The sequence below is a fragment of the Clostridium mobile genome (assembly GCF_018918285.1).
GTDB classification, from domain to species: domain Bacteria; phylum Bacillota; class Clostridia; order Clostridiales; family Clostridiaceae; genus Clostridium_AW; species Clostridium_AW mobile.
Genome location: NZ_JAHLQF010000002.1, coordinates 369326 through 385716 on the forward strand (window position 1 = coordinate 369326; position 16391 = coordinate 385716).

Here is a 16391-nt window from a genome sequence, read left to right on the forward strand (position 1 = left end):
AATTTATATTTGATGTAGGTAATTAAGAATTAGTGAGGTGTGGCGCTCATGTCATTTAAATTGTTAGAATATAAAATGCCTTGTGGGTGGCAAGTTTCATTTCCAAGCAATTGGATACATGAAGGTGAAGCGGATTGTGGTGAAAATATCTTCTATCCGCCCAATAGTGACTTAACAATTCGCATAAGTTCTTTTCACGCAGAAAAACATGGGATTTTAGCCCCAATAGAAGTAATGGAAAATGTTTTTATGCGAACTATCCCTGAATCTGCAAAACCGAAAGAGATAGTCGAATATACTTTAGAGGGCTTTTACTCAAAGGCTTTTGAGAATACGTATACAGAAAATGATACACTTGTGTTTCATATTTGTATTTGCTATTATGCTGCTGGCGAAATTCTGTCCATAAGTGTATTCAGTACAAGCAAGGAAGAGTGTGAAAAGTCGTTATCATTTCTCAAGACTCTGCGAAAAGTCACCTACTAAATTTCATTTTGGAAAGGAGGACCTTATTGTGGAAAAGGGGCTTTTATATTACAAAGAATTCATAGACAAATTAGTTGATATGTCAAAATCCTGTACTGATGCTAATAATATAAAAAATGGCAGTTATCCAAAAGTAGCAGTGTACCAAAACATGAATGCAATTTTAGAAAAACTATCACAAGAAGAACGCGAAGTGCTTTCTGATAGTATACAGTCTTGTTATAGCAGTGCTATTTTTGATGTTTTAAGTTATCTAGAATGGCTAAGCTGTTGTCATAATATGCAAATATTAATAGATGACGAAATTTTACCTTCTGATGCATTTGAAGGATTTTCAGATGATTTTATAGGGCGGTCAAATGATTGGGAATGGCCTAAATAAATTCTTATCTACAGAATTTGGAATGTAGATTATTTATATAATGTGAGGAAGGAGAGCCTATTATGAAAGAAAAAGATATAGAGGCAATCAAACACTATTGGGACGCGGCCTTTGACAAAAAATTATATATTGATGAAAACAATCCCAAAACAGCGCAGGCAAGGAAAGACCTCCTATCTTCTTTGTCAGAACATATTACTCAGATTGAAATATTTAATGCTTGGTTGAAACGTGAGTGTCTTAACAGAAATGCCGACGGACTTGACTATATGCTTACTCTCGGTACAACATTTGATTTATTTGATAGGGAAAGTTTGAAAGTTTTGCAAATGATTGCTTGCGATGATTGGCATCATGATGCTGAAAATCTGGTAGCGGTTTTTGAAGAGCACCCCACAGATTTCACGAATAAAATCTTATACGATATGGCTCTGTCACGATATCCAAATCATTATTATAGCGACGATGAAAACGGAAGTGTCACAAGAAAATGTGTCTGGGCTCTTTGGCGTTTAGGAGATATCGACAGTATAAAATCTTTAGCAAACAGCGAAGATAAAATTGCCGAAGGCTATGCTCAGAATCAACTTGAAAAGCTGAAAAAGAAATAATTTTGAAGCGTACATTATGAGCATTCGCCCCTGTAGGTGAATTAGAATAAAGCTACAGAAAAATTTATATTTGTAAGGGTGTTTATTATGGATGAGAATATGAAAAAACATTTGGAGTTTTTGAAAGAACAACAAAAGCAGAAAGAACGTGAGAAACGCATCGCCTTTGAGAAAGAGCGCTTGTTCTCTGAGAACATTAACTTTATACAACACTATAGGTTTGCCAGTAATATGGAAGCAGAGAAAATCAACGCATTTCTTGACGGACTTCCAGCCATTACACCTACAAGACCGGACTTTTCTAAAATGGCGATTGAACAACGGTTTCAAAATATAGAAGAATTATTGCTATATGAAAATAAGGACATTTGGATATGTTGTCTTTGTGGTTCCAGCGAGCTTATCGATTTGTATTCTTATGGCAGTGTGAGAAGTTTCATAAATGATTTTGAAAATTGGTGTTACATCAGCGCTTATCTGGTACTCTTGTTTGATAACTTGAGTGACTTTATTTTTGTTGATGACAATGGGAATATCATCAAATCAAAGAGCATCGAAAAATGAGCATTCGCTTCTGTAGGCGAATTAAAACAAAGCTATAGGAAATTTATATTTTTAGGTGTTAATTTATGGGTAATTATAATGATTTTTTAATGGATAAAGAGCGCGAATTGACAAGCATAAATCCTATTGACATAAGTGGTAATTATATTGAGAAAATTATTCGTGAATATTTGATTTATAGTTGTTCAAATACAATAGGAGCAACATTTGAAAAATTCTTTTTAGAGCGATTGTTCGATGAAAAACTTTTGGTCACTCTTTTTCAAATATTACTTGATGAGAGTGAAAATTATTCCAATGATGCCAGATATGGTGCCGCATTTTTTATTTCAAAATTCGATGAGAGGATACTGAAAAAATATAAGGACAAATTAATTTATGTGCAAAATTATGATATATATAGTTTAAGACCATTTGCCAAAGAAGACCTTCCTCATTGGTTGAATTTTGAGTGAGAAAATGAGCATTCGCTCCTGTATGCAATACAAAGATACAGGAAATTTATATAATAGGAGTAAGTATGATACAAATTGAAAGAGGAAAAGAAAAAGAAGCATTTATTGTTTTTGCCAATATGGCGGTTGCAAAATTAGCCCACAGAGAATACTCTTCGTTTTTAGCATTATTTGATAGCAGTCGCTTATCTGAAACAGATTTGATTTTAGCCCTCAAATATTTAGATGATTCTCGGCCAATACTTAAAATTGATGACCCAATAAAATGTAAATGTGAGAATCGACGAATCGATATAATACCCTATAAAAGTGGACGGGGATATGCTATGGACTATGACTTAACAACAAATGGAGAGATAAATGATTTGACTATTCAATTTGAGTTTTTGGTAGAAGCAGAGGGATATTCTGTTTCCCTTGAAGATTTACATACTTTATAGATCGCTCTTAAGATTATGAGCATTCGCTTCTGTAGGTGAGTTGAAACAACGCTACAGGAAATTTATATTTAGCGTGGTACGTAATATGGTAATAAGACGAACAGTGAAAATCGAAATTTGGAGATGATATGTATGAAAAAAAATCAATTTTGGAAAATAATTAAAATGTTGGATTGGAGCAACGAGGGAGATGATGATAAGGTTTTAGCACCTGTTATTCAGTATTTATCAGAGCAATCTGATGAAGAAATCTTTGATTTTGAAAATATTATGTCAAAGCTATTATATGATATTGATAGTAAGAAAATAGCCATGCAATTATATGGAACATTAGAGCTTTTTTCCAATGATTTATTCCTTTATCAGCGGTGTGTTGCAATCGTAAATGGGCAAGGTTATTATAGTTCTATTTTATATGGAGGAAGAACATTAGACCCAGATTTAGAGTTTGAATCAATATTATATGTACCAATCAAAGCATGGGCTAAAAAGCATCAACAGGATACATCCAACTACCCACATATTGCAGAGCCAAGTTATGAATCATGTAGTAATGAAGAGCTTTGGAAAAATTAAATTCGTAATCATGCACAACATAAAGAGGAATAATATATTCCAGCATGTCGGGTTTTTCAATATTCCCAAAGACCAAAGGAGGGGAAGCCAATGCTTGACTTATCAAAAAGCAAAATTGTGAAACGAGGAATTTGCTTATATGATAATATCAAAGAATATGAAGTTATTATTATAGAAAGCAATATTCGATATGGTTCAGGAGATTATGATGACCCTCCAGAAATAGCGGAGGATGTAGAATGTCTTTGTTATTACACATGGTTTGATAGCCCGATCCAAAGAGGTGAGTTTTGCACTGGAGGCGGTGCTTTTATGTCAATAGGCGAGGCCATGAATGATGTTGAGAAAGAAAGTTACTTTGCTTACTGGACTGCTTAGATTAACATTATATCAATAAGATTATGAGCATTCGCTTTTGTAGGTGGATCAGAGCAAAGCTGCAGGAAATTTTATATTATATGTGGATTTAGGGGATAAGCCACAGTAGGAGGGAGGGATTACTATTTCAGATTCTCTATTTTTGGATACCGTATTCTTTATTCTTAAGATTGAGGAAGTGTTTACTGTAAAGGGTAAAGAAAGTATTATAGCGGTTGGTAAGGTTCAATGCGGAACAATTCATGATAAATCGACTGTTTTGATTGCAGATGGAACAGGAAAAGTTTTGCAGGAAACCACAATAATTGATTTGGATTGGTTTGACCGTAGGAGATGCGGTGAACATGTTATGGCGGATAAGGGAATGCGCATTGCAATAATTTTTCCTGAGAAAGATAAGGATTATCTCCAAAAAGGACACAATATAATTATCCGTTAATTTTGTTCGCCTTAAGAGCGATCTAGCATTTAGTGAAGGGGAAACCATTATGGATATTAGAAATGAAATAAAGAATATCGACTGGAGTCAATATGAAACTGCTTACGGAAATGCTAATCAGGACATTCCGGAATATTTGGACCAATCAAAATATATTCCTAAAGTTTCGAGCTTGTTGTTAGATTTATTTTCAGAAGATAAAGAATGTGCCATGAGAGCAACACATTACTTATGGTGTGGTTTATGCCATCAGCATGCGTTTGTATCTTCTGCTGCGCTTCCAACCTATGATTTTCTTATTTATGGTCTAAAGAATTTGGATGACAATTTGAAGATTGAAATATTAGACATACTACTAGGTTTTTCTATTTGTACAGCCGGATTGAGTCTATCTGATTCATGGCAAGGAAAATTAAGAAGTAAGTTAAAAGAGGATATGAGATATTTTCAAGAATTGGCATTGAATACAAATGAAGAAATTTTATCTTTTGCTGAAAGTATTATTGAATGTTTAGAGTAGATTAAATTTTTTGTGGAAAATAAGCATTTTCTCCTGTAGGCGAATTAAAAAAGCTACAGGGAATTTATATAATTTTTTCATAGATGTGTGGAGGTAAAGATGATTCTTAATGAGTTATTAGAGAAAATAAATCAAGAAATGTTTGACGAAATAGATTGTGATTCCATATTAGACCTGCGTGATTGCGAAGTGTTTGATTCTAACTGGATAAATCTTTATAGTCAAATAGAGCAATTAAAACTGACGAAAGAGTATTCAGAAGAATCAAAACGCTTTTCAGATGAATATAGAAAAAAAGCTTTTTTGCAAGTGTATAATTTATCTCAAAACAGTGATTTAGCTGCCTGCATATCGGATGATTTCGGACTGATTTTTGATAGTATGCAGCTTGGTGTCACAACATCTTGGTTAGACAAATTGATACAGTCATATCGATCATCTAAAATTCCATATGGTAATTTGTAATTCTCATAAATTATGAGCATAATCGGGAGTTGACAAATTTGAATTTGTAGAAGAGCACCAAAAAAATATTTACAATAAGCAGTGGAACTTCTGAAACTAAATTATGATAAATAGTAAATAGGGATGAAATTGAAACATATTGGAGGAGATAAAATGATTAAGTATGAAATTCCTGAGACTTTAAAAGAGCATGAAAATATAATAAAAAGAACTTTTAGATATAGTAATGAGATAATTTTTAAATGTGAAGAAACAAAACCGTGGGAGAGTAAATTAGGTGGATGTCCATATTTAAAAAATATTGAAGAGTATCCAGTAGATGAAGAGGGAGAACCCATGTTATTTTTAGCACAGATAAATCTATCAGACCTTGAAAAACTGGATGATTTACCCCAAAAAGGGTTATTACAGTTTTTTGTTGTAAATGATGATATGTTTGGATTGGAAAGTCCTATTGTTGTAAAATATATAGAAGATTATGAAGAAAATGAAGCACAATTAATAAAGGAAAATCCTTATGAAGATAATGAAGGATATAAACAAAGTCTACCTTTTTCAAATAACGGAAAAATGTACTTTGAAACAAGGGAAATGCCTATATCTTCTTCATTAGAGTTATTTGAAACGCTTTTTAAGGATGAGCTTTCAGAAGAAGAATATGAGAAGCTGAGTAGGGATTGTTATAGCTGTAACAGCAGAGTTGGAGGTTATCCCTATTTTGTGCAACATGATTGTTTAGGTTTTGATGATGAAGATTTTCTTTTATTGCAGCTGGATATAGATGATGAATGCGGTATTATGTTTGGAGATTCTGGAAACTGTGTTTTTTCTATTCCTAAGGATGCTTTGAAGAATAAGGATTTTTCAAAAGTAATATATGATTGGCAATGTTGCTAGATTATAAAAATTATATATAGATGCTTATTTGTTGAATAGATAATAACTATTATAATATTGTCAAATTTCAATTTACCAGTGGAGGTAATGAACGTTCGTTACTGAAGGCGAATTAAAACAAAGATATAGAAATTTATATAAGTATATAGGAGGCATATGAAAAAAATAAATTTTCAATTTCATGCAAGAAATGATGAAATCGCTGATTTTCTTCAATGTGTAGTTGCAGAAAATGGTTTAAAAGCATATGGAATAATATTATTCCCTTACTGCCGCGAGGATATTTCAGAAGAAATTTGTATCAATTATAACAAGGTGAAGAAGTATAAACTTATTGTATTAAGTAGACGTGGCGCAGAAATTGCTGTGGAAGAGCAATACGATCAGTTCATATTTGAGTGCCGTGGAGATTTATTTATTACCATAGGCAAAGATAATGGTATAGAACTATTTGAATCTGCAATGGGGGCAGTAAGTGATAATGATATTGATAAGTTGTGGATAAAAATAATTAGCCATTTTAAGAGACGTTTATTAAAGGGTGCTTTTGTAACATCACCAAATGGATTAAGTAAATACTACCCTAATCATAGATACAGTGATGGGGCAAAACAGGCATATGACAGCGGTGTAATAATAAGACCAATAGCTGGATGGAATTATTATGAGCTGAAGCAAAGTTTGTAGTGCGCTTTATTGGGTAGTAGTGGCAAACAAAATGAGCATTCGCCCCTGTAGGCGAATTAAAACAAAGCTATAAGAAATTTATATTGACAGTGCAGGAGAAGAGATATTATGTTAAATAAAATTGATGAATTGGCAATTAAAAAAGAATGGACCATTGAAAAGAAAAGCACACCGAAATTTGACTTGCCTGAAAGCATAGTTAATAGATACGGAAGCTTCCCTGCCGATTGGACGGAGTTTATTTCTAATATAGATAGTTTCATAAATCAGGTTGAAACAGTTTGGTTTCTATGTTCTAAAGATTATAAAGAGCAAGACGAAAATTCTTTTCGATGGAATGAGTGGGAATTAACTAGTCTGCAAGCCGCCGCTGATGATAAAGACGAGGAATGTCAAGACAATATCCGCCAATTTTGGGATGCCCATTTGCCTATTGTTTTATCTGTTGGCAATGGATATGAATACTACGCAATCCGTTTGTCTGATGGGTTTATTGTTTATGGTTATGAGCCAGAATTTGAGGAATATGAAGAAGTTGCCAAATCTTTTACGGAATTTGCCGAAAAGATTATCAGCGGTGAAATTGATTTATAATATAGTTTTAGATTTTTCTGAGGCATTGGAGAGTTGGAGTAATCACTATGAATTTCATGATGGACAAGAGGAATTGGTATCTTCTTTGTTTTATCGTAAAATGAAATCTGGATTTTATAACACAATTACTCTTGATAAATGTGAGATTGAAGTTCTGTATGGTGAAGTTGATGAATGCGTAGAATCATTAGGCGAACTAAATATACTTCTATGATGATACGCAAAATGAGCATTCCCATCTGTAGGCGAATTAAAACAACGATACAGGAATTTTATATAATCTAACAGAGGAATAAATAAAAATTTATTGAGTGTTCGTAATTGACAAGCAGGAAAGTGGGTGAATATAGTAGATTTTAATTTTAATGGTGACGCTGGTGAAGTTGAAATCCTATCTATAAATAGAATCAACTTGCCCCAAGATTACATTGAGTTTATGAAAAAATATAATGGTGGGGAAGGTAGGATCGGCAAAGGAGCATGGTTGATATTATTTCCATTAGAAGAATTAGAAGAAATAAATGAGGACTATTGTATAAATGAGTTTCTTCCCAATCATTGCATTATAGGTTCTTCCGGCGGTGGTGAATTATTTGGAGTGGATGCAAATGGAAATTATTTTGCTGTTCCGGCGGTTTCAATGTCTGATGAAGATAAGATTGTTTTAGGGAATACATTTTTTAAGTTTATTCAGCGTTTAGATACATATTTGGATTGATAGTTCAGAAGTAAGAATTTGTAGGAGAATTAAAAAAGGCTACAGGAAATTTATATTTGGTGAAGGAGGAGAATTAAAATGGCGTTACAGAAGATTTATGATTATTTCCGTAACTATGACAAAAATACATATCAGGTGGTTGCCTGTATGGGGAATGAACCGTCTGAATCGGACATATCTGCATTCGAAAAAAGTATTGGAAGTATGCTACCGCAGGAGTTTAGAGAGTTTACTATGTCACCGCTAGGCGGACTCTATATGGATGTGAGAGAAGAAGTTTGGCCGCAAGCAAAGCAGTTTGATATTGGTCCGTTTTGGTCTTTTTGCCGTGGCATCATTGTTTATGGAATAGCAAAAGAAATACCAGATTTTTTAGATATACGTGTCAAGACAAAAGAATTACATGAAGCAGGATTTATAGACTATATTCCTTTTTTATCCATTGTTGGAAATGGTGACGAAATATTCTGTTTTGATAAGAACGGTAATATTGTCATATTAGATTACTATCAGACAGGCGAAACAACTTCAATAGAGGGGAGTTTTTCGGATTGTTTGATGAAGCAAATTGAGGAATTGGAAGAACGCAAGAACAAAAAGGTCCGTGGAGAAGATAAATAGATGTTTTTCTGCTCTTCATAAAACGAGCATAATGTATTATTTTGATTATTCATATTTGTCGAAAACAGGTATGCAATGGAAATTTGCTTTCTATTGGCTATTTCTGTTTTTATACTATAAATAGGAATTTGTAGGGGGGTTATTTATATAATGAGAGGTTATATGGAGAATTTGATAAAGCTTAGAGTGTTTAGAGATGAGGATATGGGATTGTTCAAAAAGTGGTTGTATACCACTCATGTTGCAAAGTGGTATCATGAACCTTTGGATTGGATAGATGAGGTTGAAAAGCGAAATAGTGAGTTTGTTTGGCTACACCATTACATTGTGGAACATGAAGATAAACCGATAGGTTTTTGTCAGTTTTATGAGTATTATAATAGCGGTGAAACTTGGAATGGAGATACAGATGTCAATGGTACATATAGCATAGACTATATGATTGGAGAACCGAATTACTTGGGTAAGGGTTTGGGCAAGCAGATAATTAGGGCTTTAGTTTCAAAAATAAGTCATCATAATAATGCAAAGCGAATTATCGTTCAACCAGAGGAGGAGAATAAAGCTTCTTGTGGTGTACTGCTATCTTGCGGATTTGAATTTGATAATCAAAACGGAATCTATATAAGGGTGTTATGAGCATAATACGAAGCTTGGTAAATTTCAATTTAACAGAGGAGGTACATAAATGAAAAATTTCAAAAGGAACTATCCTTTATTTTCTCTATGTGGCTTAAACTGCGGGTTATGTCCAATGCACTTGGATAATTATTGTCCTGGTTGTGGGGGTGGAGCTGGTAATCAACCATGTGCAATTGCAAGGTGCAGCCAACAGCGTGGCTGAATTGAATACTGCTATTTGTGTGATGAGTATCCTTGTGAAAAATATGATGGTATAGATTCGTTTGATTCCTTTATTACTCATCGCAATCAGTTAAAGGATTTTGAGAAAGTCAAGAAAATAGGAATAGATTCCTATCAATCTGAACTTGCTGAAAAAATAGAAATTTTAAAATATTTATTGGCAAACCACAATGATGGGCGGCGAAAGAGTTTTTTCTGCATAGCTGTTAATCTTTTGGAACTGCAAGATATAAAATCCGTAATGGAACAAATTGCAACTGAAACAGAATCGGACAATCTAACGCTAAAAGAAAAAGCTACACTTGCAGCAAACCTGTTTCAAACTATGGCAGCGAAGCGAAATATTGTGTTAAAACTTAATAAGAAAATCAGCAAGAAGAAGTAGTTAAATTTCAATTTAAGCCTGAATGTTATAAATAGGAATTTATTAAGGAGAATATGTGTGGAAGAACTATTAGCGTTTTACGTTTATCCTTTACCTAAAGGAACAGAATATACAAAAGAACAATTAAAAGATATTAATATAGTGGAAGAACTGTTTGATTATGCATCAATTTTAGAAGCGTGTATAACTAAGAAAGGTTGGGATTATCTGATTACTGTGCATGGTTATGAAACATTATTTAATGTAAATCAAAAAAGTGGTTAGCATGATACCGAAGATATAAATGATTTTATTAGTTATATTAAAATTGAAAAAAGAGATGCTCCTGATTAGGAAAATTCCAATTTGAAGTGCAGACTATTTATATAATCAGAGGTCCCAAAAAGTACAATAAGGTGTAGGAGTATATGGTATCGATTCTTGGAGAATGTGCGTGTGTAGAAAATTACAGTTGTTGAGGTGATGAATATGTCGTATGAAGTGGAATATGTGATTCCATTTGAAATCTTATTTGATGGGAGCTTTCGGGATACATGGGAGGAAAAAGATGCTACTTTCACAAATGAAATAGCAAGCTTGCTTAAATTGTTAGACATTGAAATGAATCCAAATACATTAGCGGAGGAGTATTGTCTCCTTAAGCGAGGACAAGGTGATGTACATGTATTTTTTGATTCTTCGAAGGAAAAATTTATAGTATTTGATTTATATTTGGGGCACACAGATCAACATAATATGATTTCTTTGGGAGCGCATGTTCCGGGGTATATGAAAGAACAAACGAAAGAGGCCATGTTTACTATATATAACGATGACGATGCTATTCCTAAAAGTGACTTTATAGAATATTACAATAATAAGTTAATTGCAGACATTGATAAATCGAATTACCCTAAGAAAAGTGAATTTAATTATCAAGAAATTATTTACCATTATTAAATTCAGCAGACATGCTGGTAAAAAGGAATTTGAAGTGCAGATTACTTATGTTGGGAGAAGATATATGGAAAATATAATAAATATACTAAAAACAGAATACGGTATAAAATGTCTGACCATTACCCCTCAAAAGGGTGGATGGTCAGCTTCGGCATATAAAGTGTCTGATGGTGTGGAAAATTATTTCTTGAAGGCTTATGAAATAAATAGGGCTTCTACTCCTAAGTTAACATCCATGATTGACATATATATTCCAATTACTATTTGGTTGAATCAAAATACAAAGTTGTCCCACAAACTTCCTGTTCCTGTGGTAACAAAGGCAGGTAATTATAAATGCCAAGATAACCATGCAATTTATCTTTTGTATGAATATATTGACGGCGAAACTATTGGTGATGATGAATTGTCAAATGAGCAAGTAGCGCAAATTAGTGATATGATTGCGGAACTTCATTCTTTCAGCAGTACGCAAATACCTTTTGATAGTTTGAAGATAAGAGAGGATTTTTCTCTACCTTTTTTACAGCCATTAAAGGAACATATTGTTCAAAACTTTGAGTATCTTGCTAATGATCTAAAAGAATTGCTGAAAGGACGAATTTGGTCTATTGAAAAACTGATGCAGCGAGCAGAAACGCTTTCACGATTTCTTATTAAGAACAAACCCAAAATGGTTTTTTGTCATACTGACCTTCATAATTGGAATTTGATGCAAAGCAAGAATACATTGATTTTAATCGACTGGGAGGGGCTGAAGGTTGCCCCGCCCGAAGCTGATCTTATGTTTTTGAAAGAAAAGCCTTACTATAAGTATTTTTTAGATGTATATAAGGAAAAACATCTAGACTTTCAAGTGAATTCGGATGCAATGGAGTTTTACTTGGCTCGACGTATGCTAGAGGATACTTGGGAGCTTGCTGAGCAATTATTATTTGATTCTCAGAACGAAGAAAGTCGCTCTCAAACGCTAAAATACCTAAAGGCTTTGTTAGATGATATGGAATTATAATTGAAAGCTCCAAATTCCAAAAGAAGAAGTAGTTAATAAATTATACTGAGGAACTATTGTAATTTATTACGAGATAAGACATAGGTTAAAAAAGGGTTACTTTTATATTTAAAGGTAATCCTTTTTCATTGATGAGGATATATAAGAGATTAGTTCACAATTTTAAATTATCATGAGCGTGTTAAATCCCAATTTATTTAAGAGATTAAGTAATAATATAGTGATATAAAAAAGACGATAGAAGCTTGAAGTTGAAATAAGTTCAATTATATTGTATATGGGGGAATTTATGCTTTTGATTTGCGGTGCGGTGAACCGTATCATAAGTAAATGAGGTTTTATTGTAAAGTATTGAGCCAATATGATTTTTATCATATTGGCTCATCTTTATTTATTAAATAAGAGTGAGGTTTTATGTAGTATGTAGAGTTGATAAAATATATACAGAAAAAAGATTGGAGGAATTATTTATGACAAGAGATATTTTTAATGCATAGCAGAGGCTATTGCATTATTATCAAAATGTGATGAAATAGCCTTTGCAAATCCTAAAAATTAAACGTCTAGGAGGAGCAAAATGAGCTATTTTAAAAAATATCAATGGGAACTAGTTCCTGGAAATTTACCAATAGTAAAAAGAAATTGTCCTAAATGTAATGAAAAAGCACAGTATATAAATAGTGAAAAATTTAGAGTAAATGCAAATAAAAATAACATTGACATTTGGTTAATTTATCAATGTGAAAAATGTAAATCAACTTGGAATATGACAATATATGAAAGAATAAAGCCTTATGAGATTAATAAATATGAGTATGAAAAATTTCTTTCTAATGATAAAGAATTAGCTAGAGAATATGCTTTTAATTTAAGTATATATAATAAAAATAAAGCAGAGGTTATTTTAAAAGATGTAAATTATAAATTAGTTCAAAAGAAATTAGAAGCATATTATATAAATGAAAATGAACTTGTTATTGAAATTGTTTGTAAGTATCCAATAGAGCTTAGAGTAGATAAGCTTTTAAGTGATAAACTTGGACTTTCAAGAAGCAAAATAAAAAATATGCATAAAAAAGGAGTAATCTTCATTAAAGATGATAAAAATTCATTAAATATGAAAGTAAGAGATGGAATGGAGATACATATTTTAAAGGTAGTAGAGAATATAGAAATTTTAGAAGCTATAGTATAAGCTATATTTTTTATATATGTAAACATGTAACTGCGGTATAATTAAGATAGAAAAGTACGGAGAAGTAATTGCATAATTGACATACAATGTAAGTATAGGATACGGATACAATATTAATTACTGGGGAGAAGGTGTTTGTGAAAGAGATCAAGTGATTCTTAGGTTCAGATGGAGTTTGCTTAAAAGGAATACTTACTCTAGCTGAAGGTTATTAAGAGAGTTCTTAGAAGCTTTGCTTCTTAGAAATCCTTATCCTTTAGGGGAAGAACTTATCCAGGGACGAGGATCCGTTATGCACAGCATAAGAACTCTAAATCGCTGAAGCTCAAGAGCTCTAATATCTCCCACTTATAGAAGATAGGAGTATTACGGATGGTAGTCATCGGATACAATATTAATTACCGGGTAGAGGGTGTTTATGAAAGAGATAAATGATTTTGATAAGGTGTACAAGTATTATGATAAATTTATGGCTATGTTTAATTTATATAAGCATGAAGAGATAAAGGCTGCTGCAAATATTGATGAACATGATGTGGTTGTAGATATAGGCGGGGGAACTGGAAGGTTAGCTCAGTATATTTGCAATAGTTGTAAGACTGTATATGTACTTGATGAAAGTGAGAAGATGCTTTCTAAGGTAAAGCAGGGAAAAAACTTGGTATGCATAAGGGGGAATGCTCTGAAAACTCCATTTGAGGACAATTCTATTGATGTAGTAATATTGAGTGATGTTTTCCATCATATTAAAGAACAAGAAGACCTTATAGTTGAAATAAATAGGATATTAAAGTATGACGGAAAGATAGTTATGCTGGATTTTCATAGAAAGCATATAAAAACAAAGTTACTAAGAGCATTTGAATTTATTCTTTTTGGAAGATTATTTTTTAGAACTAAAGATGAAGTTAGGAGTTTATTAGAGAAATATTTTTACATACAAAAGGTCTATGATAAGGGGTATTACTTTATATTTGTAGGAGAGAAAAGATGATAAATAAAATACGGTTTTACTCAAAGCTTGGATATAAGCTTATAAAAAAAGAAGTTATAAGTAGGGATGATTATAAGGAAGAGTATGATAAAGTTTCAGAAACCTATCACTATTGGCTTAAAGAAATGGGTAGATATACGGATAATATTATTCATTCAAAGCACATAGAAGTAGATAAAGAATTGAAAATACTTGATTTTGCTTGTGGAACAGGCTATATAACCAAAGGTTTATTAAATAAATCCACGGAATACAAAATTACTTCTGTAGATCAATCAGATAAAATGCTTGAGAAGCTTTTGGATAGGGATAATCCTAGAGTGACAGCTAGTCAGAGTGATGGCATTGAATTTTTAAAAACTACTAATGAAAGATATGATGTTATATTTTTTGGCTGGGCACTTTCTTATTTTAATCATAATGAGCTATTAAAGCTTTTTAATAGTGTTTTAAAACCAGGAGGTATATTAGGAATAATCACAAATGTTGAAGGAACTTTGGATAAAATAGAAAGTATTTTTTTGAATGTTATGAGTGAGAAACAAGAGGAAGTAATTAAACCTATGGATATAAAATTTAATTTGCCTAAAGGAAAGAAAGGTTTAGTTAGATGGTGCAGCAAATACGGATTTAAAGCTTTGGAGGTAGAGGAAGGTGAGGTATTCTTTAGTTTTAAAGAACCAGAGGAACTTTTACAGTGGCTAAATATAACTGGGGCAGCAGCGGGAACTAGGAAAATTTTTAAGAACTACCATGAAGTTAAGCCTTTAATAATTGAAAAAATAAAGAAAGAAAAATATAAAAATGGAGTTTATGAGATAAATCATAAATTTGCATATGGTATTTTTAGAAAGGAATAGAGATGAATGAATATTAATAATTTAAAAATCATGACAAAAATGGCTATGGATAAAAATGTTCTAAAGAGTTTACTAGAGATTTACAATATTTTAAAAGAAGACAAGCAATTCACCCTATTAAAATATATAAAAATGATGAAGGGTATTTTAAAGGGAGAGAAGCTAGTGAAGTATCAGGGCAAGTACCTATTGAGTACCTTTTTTCCGCCTTTTCCATCTAAATCCTTTATACAAAATATCTTAGCAGTGGATGAACCTATAAATATATTTACAAAGCAAATATATGCTAAAAGGACCGCACCTATATCTATGTACTTATGTATAACGAATAAATGTCCTAATAATTGTGTTTATTGTAGTGCAAAAAATAGGACAGCAGAGAGGGAGTTAACAAAGGAAGAATGGATTAGGGTTATAGGGGAGCTTCAAGACATGAGAGTCCCTATTATTGGAATAACAGGAGGAGAGCCACTGGTACGTGAGGATATATTTGATATTATAAAAGCTATAGATGATAGAAGCACAGCAATTCTATTTACTAGTGGCTTTAATTTAAGTTATGAGAAAGCAAAAAAGTTAAAAGATAGTGGGCTATTTGGTATAGGGATAAGCTTAGATTCTTATGATAAAGAGAAACATAATAAGAATAGAAATAATGAAAATGCTTTTGATTATGCACTAGAGGCAATTAGAAATGCAAATAAAGCAGGGTTATATACTATGGCACAAACAGTTATATTAAAGGAAAATCTTCATGAGGAAAAACTGTTTAGGTTATTTAAGTTGGCTAAAGATAATGGTGCTCATGAAGTAAAGATACTGGAACCTATATTAAGTGGAAATCTTCTAACTGAAAAACAATTAAACAATATATTTTATACTAAAAGTGATAGAGAGAAGCTTATAGAAATACAACATAAGGCAAATAAAAGAAGTGATTTACCTAAGATTACAACTTTTGCTTATACAGAAAGTGAAGCTAAATTTGGTTGTGGTGCAGGAAATCAACATTCCTATATAAGTGCTTCAGGAGAATTGTATCCTTGCGATTTTGTACCTATGAGTTTTGGAAATGTAAAAGAAGAATCTATAAAAAAGCTTTGGATTGAAATGAAGAATTATATTGGTAACCCTAAAATAGGGTGTTTTGCTCAGAAGGTAAATAAAGAAGTATTTAAACAATCAGAAGGTATGCTGCCACTTAATAAGGAAAAAGCAATAAGTATTTGTAATAAAAATAAAAGTGATAAATATCCAAAATACTATAGAGATTTGCATAAATAACATTTAAATGATTGAGGTTTTTAAA

The 16391-nt window shown here is 32.2% G+C and carries 26 protein-coding genes; all 26 read left to right on the plus strand.

Annotation, left to right across the window (positions count from 1 at the left end; genetic code table 11):
* Positions 1-48 precede the first annotated feature (48 nt).
* Complete coding sequence (locus KQI86_RS07765) at positions 49-486, plus strand: hypothetical protein (RefSeq protein ID WP_216438712.1); 438 nt, start codon at positions 49-51, stop codon at positions 484-486.
* Between the two features lie 28 nt (positions 487-514).
* Complete coding sequence (locus KQI86_RS07770; RefSeq protein ID WP_216438713.1) at positions 515-868, plus strand: DUF6547 family protein; 354 nt, start codon at positions 515-517, stop codon at positions 866-868.
* Positions 869-930: 62 nt separating this feature from the next.
* A complete protein-coding gene (locus KQI86_RS07775) occupies positions 931-1479 on the plus strand; it encodes a hypothetical protein (protein WP_216438714.1) in 549 nt (182 codons plus the stop codon).
* A gap of 87 nt (positions 1480-1566) precedes the next feature.
* Entirely contained in the window at positions 1567-2043 is a 477-nt protein-coding gene (locus KQI86_RS07780; protein ID WP_216438715.1) for a hypothetical protein, read from the plus strand.
* 65 nt (positions 2044-2108) lie between these two features.
* Positions 2109-2498 carry a hypothetical protein gene (locus tag KQI86_RS07785; RefSeq protein ID WP_216438716.1) on the plus strand — a complete coding sequence of 130 codons (390 nt, stop codon included), beginning with the start codon at positions 2109-2111 and terminating at the stop codon, positions 2496-2498.
* Positions 2499-2617: 119 nt separating this feature from the next.
* Entirely contained in the window at positions 2618-2938 is a 321-nt protein-coding gene (locus KQI86_RS07790; RefSeq protein WP_216438717.1) for a DUF7668 domain-containing protein, read from the plus strand.
* Between the two features lie 132 nt (positions 2939-3070).
* Positions 3071-3514, plus strand: a complete 444-nt coding sequence (locus KQI86_RS07795) for a DUF4240 domain-containing protein (RefSeq protein ID WP_216438718.1) — start codon at positions 3071-3073, stop codon at positions 3512-3514.
* Positions 3515-3604: 90 nt separating this feature from the next.
* The gene (locus KQI86_RS07800) at positions 3605-3892 is read left to right on the plus strand and encodes a hypothetical protein (protein WP_216438719.1); all 288 of its coding nucleotides are present in this window, start codon (positions 3605-3607) and stop codon (positions 3890-3892) included.
* A 142-nt stretch (positions 3893-4034) separates the two neighbouring features.
* Complete coding sequence (locus KQI86_RS07805; RefSeq protein WP_216438720.1) at positions 4035-4331, plus strand: hypothetical protein; 297 nt, start codon at positions 4035-4037, stop codon at positions 4329-4331.
* 49 nt (positions 4332-4380) lie between these two features.
* A complete protein-coding gene (locus KQI86_RS07810) occupies positions 4381-4851 on the plus strand; it encodes a hypothetical protein (RefSeq protein ID WP_216438721.1) in 471 nt (156 codons plus the stop codon).
* A gap of 99 nt (positions 4852-4950) precedes the next feature.
* On the plus strand, positions 4951-5316 hold the full coding sequence (locus KQI86_RS07815) for a hypothetical protein (RefSeq protein ID WP_216438722.1): 366 nt from the start codon (positions 4951-4953) through the stop codon (positions 5314-5316).
* Positions 5317-5469: 153 nt separating this feature from the next.
* Complete coding sequence (locus KQI86_RS07820; RefSeq protein WP_216438723.1) at positions 5470-6213, plus strand: YwqG family protein; 744 nt, start codon at positions 5470-5472, stop codon at positions 6211-6213.
* Between the two features lie 156 nt (positions 6214-6369).
* Positions 6370-6900, plus strand: coding sequence for a hypothetical protein (locus tag KQI86_RS07825; protein WP_216438724.1), 531 nt, complete (start codon positions 6370-6372; stop codon positions 6898-6900).
* Between the two features lie 108 nt (positions 6901-7008).
* Complete coding sequence (locus tag KQI86_RS07830; protein WP_216438725.1) at positions 7009-7494, plus strand: SMI1/KNR4 family protein; 486 nt, start codon at positions 7009-7011, stop codon at positions 7492-7494.
* Entirely contained in the window at positions 7457-7708 is a 252-nt protein-coding gene (locus KQI86_RS07835) for a hypothetical protein (RefSeq protein WP_216438726.1), read from the plus strand. Before KQI86_RS07830 ends, KQI86_RS07835 begins: the two co-directional genes overlap by 38 nt.
* A gap of 126 nt (positions 7709-7834) precedes the next feature.
* Positions 7835-8212, plus strand: coding sequence for an SMI1/KNR4 family protein (locus KQI86_RS07840; protein WP_216438727.1), 378 nt, complete (start codon positions 7835-7837; stop codon positions 8210-8212).
* A 78-nt stretch (positions 8213-8290) separates the two neighbouring features.
* Entirely contained in the window at positions 8291-8833 is a 543-nt protein-coding gene (locus KQI86_RS07845; protein WP_216438728.1) for an SMI1/KNR4 family protein, read from the plus strand.
* Positions 8834-8983: 150 nt separating this feature from the next.
* Positions 8984-9472 (plus strand): GNAT family N-acetyltransferase, encoded by a 489-nt coding sequence (locus KQI86_RS07850; RefSeq protein ID WP_246582718.1) that lies wholly within the window; start codon positions 8984-8986, stop codon positions 9470-9472.
* A 220-nt stretch (positions 9473-9692) separates the two neighbouring features.
* Positions 9693-10082 carry a DUF3795 domain-containing protein gene (locus KQI86_RS07855; RefSeq protein ID WP_343216154.1) on the plus strand — a complete coding sequence of 130 codons (390 nt, stop codon included), beginning with the start codon at positions 9693-9695 and terminating at the stop codon, positions 10080-10082.
* Between the two features lie 57 nt (positions 10083-10139).
* Positions 10140-10346: a hypothetical protein gene (locus KQI86_RS07860; protein WP_216438729.1), complete on the plus strand. Its 207-nt coding sequence runs from the start codon at positions 10140-10142 to the stop codon at positions 10344-10346.
* 204 nt (positions 10347-10550) lie between these two features.
* The gene (locus tag KQI86_RS07865; protein ID WP_216438730.1) at positions 10551-11021 is read left to right on the plus strand and encodes a hypothetical protein; all 471 of its coding nucleotides are present in this window, start codon (positions 10551-10553) and stop codon (positions 11019-11021) included.
* 64 nt (positions 11022-11085) lie between these two features.
* Positions 11086-12033, plus strand: a complete 948-nt coding sequence (locus KQI86_RS07870) for an aminoglycoside phosphotransferase family protein (protein ID WP_216438731.1) — start codon at positions 11086-11088, stop codon at positions 12031-12033.
* Positions 12034-12610: 577 nt separating this feature from the next.
* Positions 12611-13228, plus strand: a complete 618-nt coding sequence (locus KQI86_RS07875; RefSeq protein WP_216438732.1) for a DUF1062 domain-containing protein — start codon at positions 12611-12613, stop codon at positions 13226-13228.
* Positions 13229-13646: 418 nt separating this feature from the next.
* Positions 13647-14222 (plus strand): class I SAM-dependent methyltransferase, encoded by a 576-nt coding sequence (locus tag KQI86_RS07880; protein WP_216438733.1) that lies wholly within the window; start codon positions 13647-13649, stop codon positions 14220-14222.
* On the plus strand, positions 14219-15082 hold the full coding sequence (locus KQI86_RS07885) for a class I SAM-dependent methyltransferase (protein WP_216438734.1): 864 nt from the start codon (positions 14219-14221) through the stop codon (positions 15080-15082). The genes KQI86_RS07880 and KQI86_RS07885 overlap by 4 nt, the downstream gene beginning before the upstream one ends.
* Positions 15083-15088: 6 nt before the next feature.
* Positions 15089-16366 (plus strand): radical SAM/SPASM domain-containing protein, encoded by a 1278-nt coding sequence (locus KQI86_RS07890; protein ID WP_216438735.1) that lies wholly within the window; start codon positions 15089-15091, stop codon positions 16364-16366.
* Positions 16367-16391: the final 25 nt, after the last annotated feature.

Bases quoted from the DNA above. Each gene is read 5' to 3' on its own strand.
- KQI86_RS07765 (WP_216438712.1), top strand. From the start codon at position 49: ATGTCATTTAAATTGTTAGAATATAAAATGCCTTGTGGGTGGCAAGTT.
- KQI86_RS07775 (WP_216438714.1), top strand. From the start codon at position 931: ATGAAAGAAAAAGATATAGAGGCAATCAAACACTATTGGGACGCGGCC.
- KQI86_RS07780 (WP_216438715.1), top strand. From the start codon at position 1,567: ATGGATGAGAATATGAAAAAACATTTGGAGTTTTTGAAAGAACAACAA.
- KQI86_RS07785 (WP_216438716.1), top strand. From the start codon at position 2,109: ATGGGTAATTATAATGATTTTTTAATGGATAAAGAGCGCGAATTGACA.
- KQI86_RS07790 (WP_216438717.1), top strand. From the start codon at position 2,618: ATGGCGGTTGCAAAATTAGCCCACAGAGAATACTCTTCGTTTTTAGCA.
- KQI86_RS07795 (WP_216438718.1), top strand. From the start codon at position 3,071: ATGAAAAAAAATCAATTTTGGAAAATAATTAAAATGTTGGATTGGAGC.
- KQI86_RS07800 (WP_216438719.1), top strand. From the start codon at position 3,605: ATGCTTGACTTATCAAAAAGCAAAATTGTGAAACGAGGAATTTGCTTA.
- KQI86_RS07810 (WP_216438721.1), top strand. From the start codon at position 4,381: ATGGATATTAGAAATGAAATAAAGAATATCGACTGGAGTCAATATGAA.
- KQI86_RS07815 (WP_216438722.1), top strand. From the start codon at position 4,951: ATGATTCTTAATGAGTTATTAGAGAAAATAAATCAAGAAATGTTTGAC.
- KQI86_RS07820 (WP_216438723.1), top strand. From the start codon at position 5,470: ATGATTAAGTATGAAATTCCTGAGACTTTAAAAGAGCATGAAAATATA.
- KQI86_RS07825 (WP_216438724.1), top strand. From the start codon at position 6,370: ATGAAAAAAATAAATTTTCAATTTCATGCAAGAAATGATGAAATCGCT.
- KQI86_RS07830 (WP_216438725.1), top strand. From the start codon at position 7,009: ATGTTAAATAAAATTGATGAATTGGCAATTAAAAAAGAATGGACCATT.
- KQI86_RS07845 (WP_216438728.1), top strand. From the start codon at position 8,291: ATGGCGTTACAGAAGATTTATGATTATTTCCGTAACTATGACAAAAAT.
- KQI86_RS07850 (WP_246582718.1), top strand. From the start codon at position 8,984: ATGAGAGGTTATATGGAGAATTTGATAAAGCTTAGAGTGTTTAGAGAT.
- KQI86_RS07865 (WP_216438730.1), top strand. From the start codon at position 10,551: ATGTCGTATGAAGTGGAATATGTGATTCCATTTGAAATCTTATTTGAT.
- KQI86_RS07870 (WP_216438731.1), top strand. From the start codon at position 11,086: ATGGAAAATATAATAAATATACTAAAAACAGAATACGGTATAAAATGT.
- KQI86_RS07875 (WP_216438732.1), top strand. From the start codon at position 12,611: ATGAGCTATTTTAAAAAATATCAATGGGAACTAGTTCCTGGAAATTTA.
- KQI86_RS07880 (WP_216438733.1), top strand. From the start codon at position 13,647: ATGAAAGAGATAAATGATTTTGATAAGGTGTACAAGTATTATGATAAA.
- KQI86_RS07885 (WP_216438734.1), top strand. From the start codon at position 14,219: ATGATAAATAAAATACGGTTTTACTCAAAGCTTGGATATAAGCTTATA.
- KQI86_RS07890 (WP_216438735.1), top strand. From the start codon at position 15,089: ATGAATATTAATAATTTAAAAATCATGACAAAAATGGCTATGGATAAA.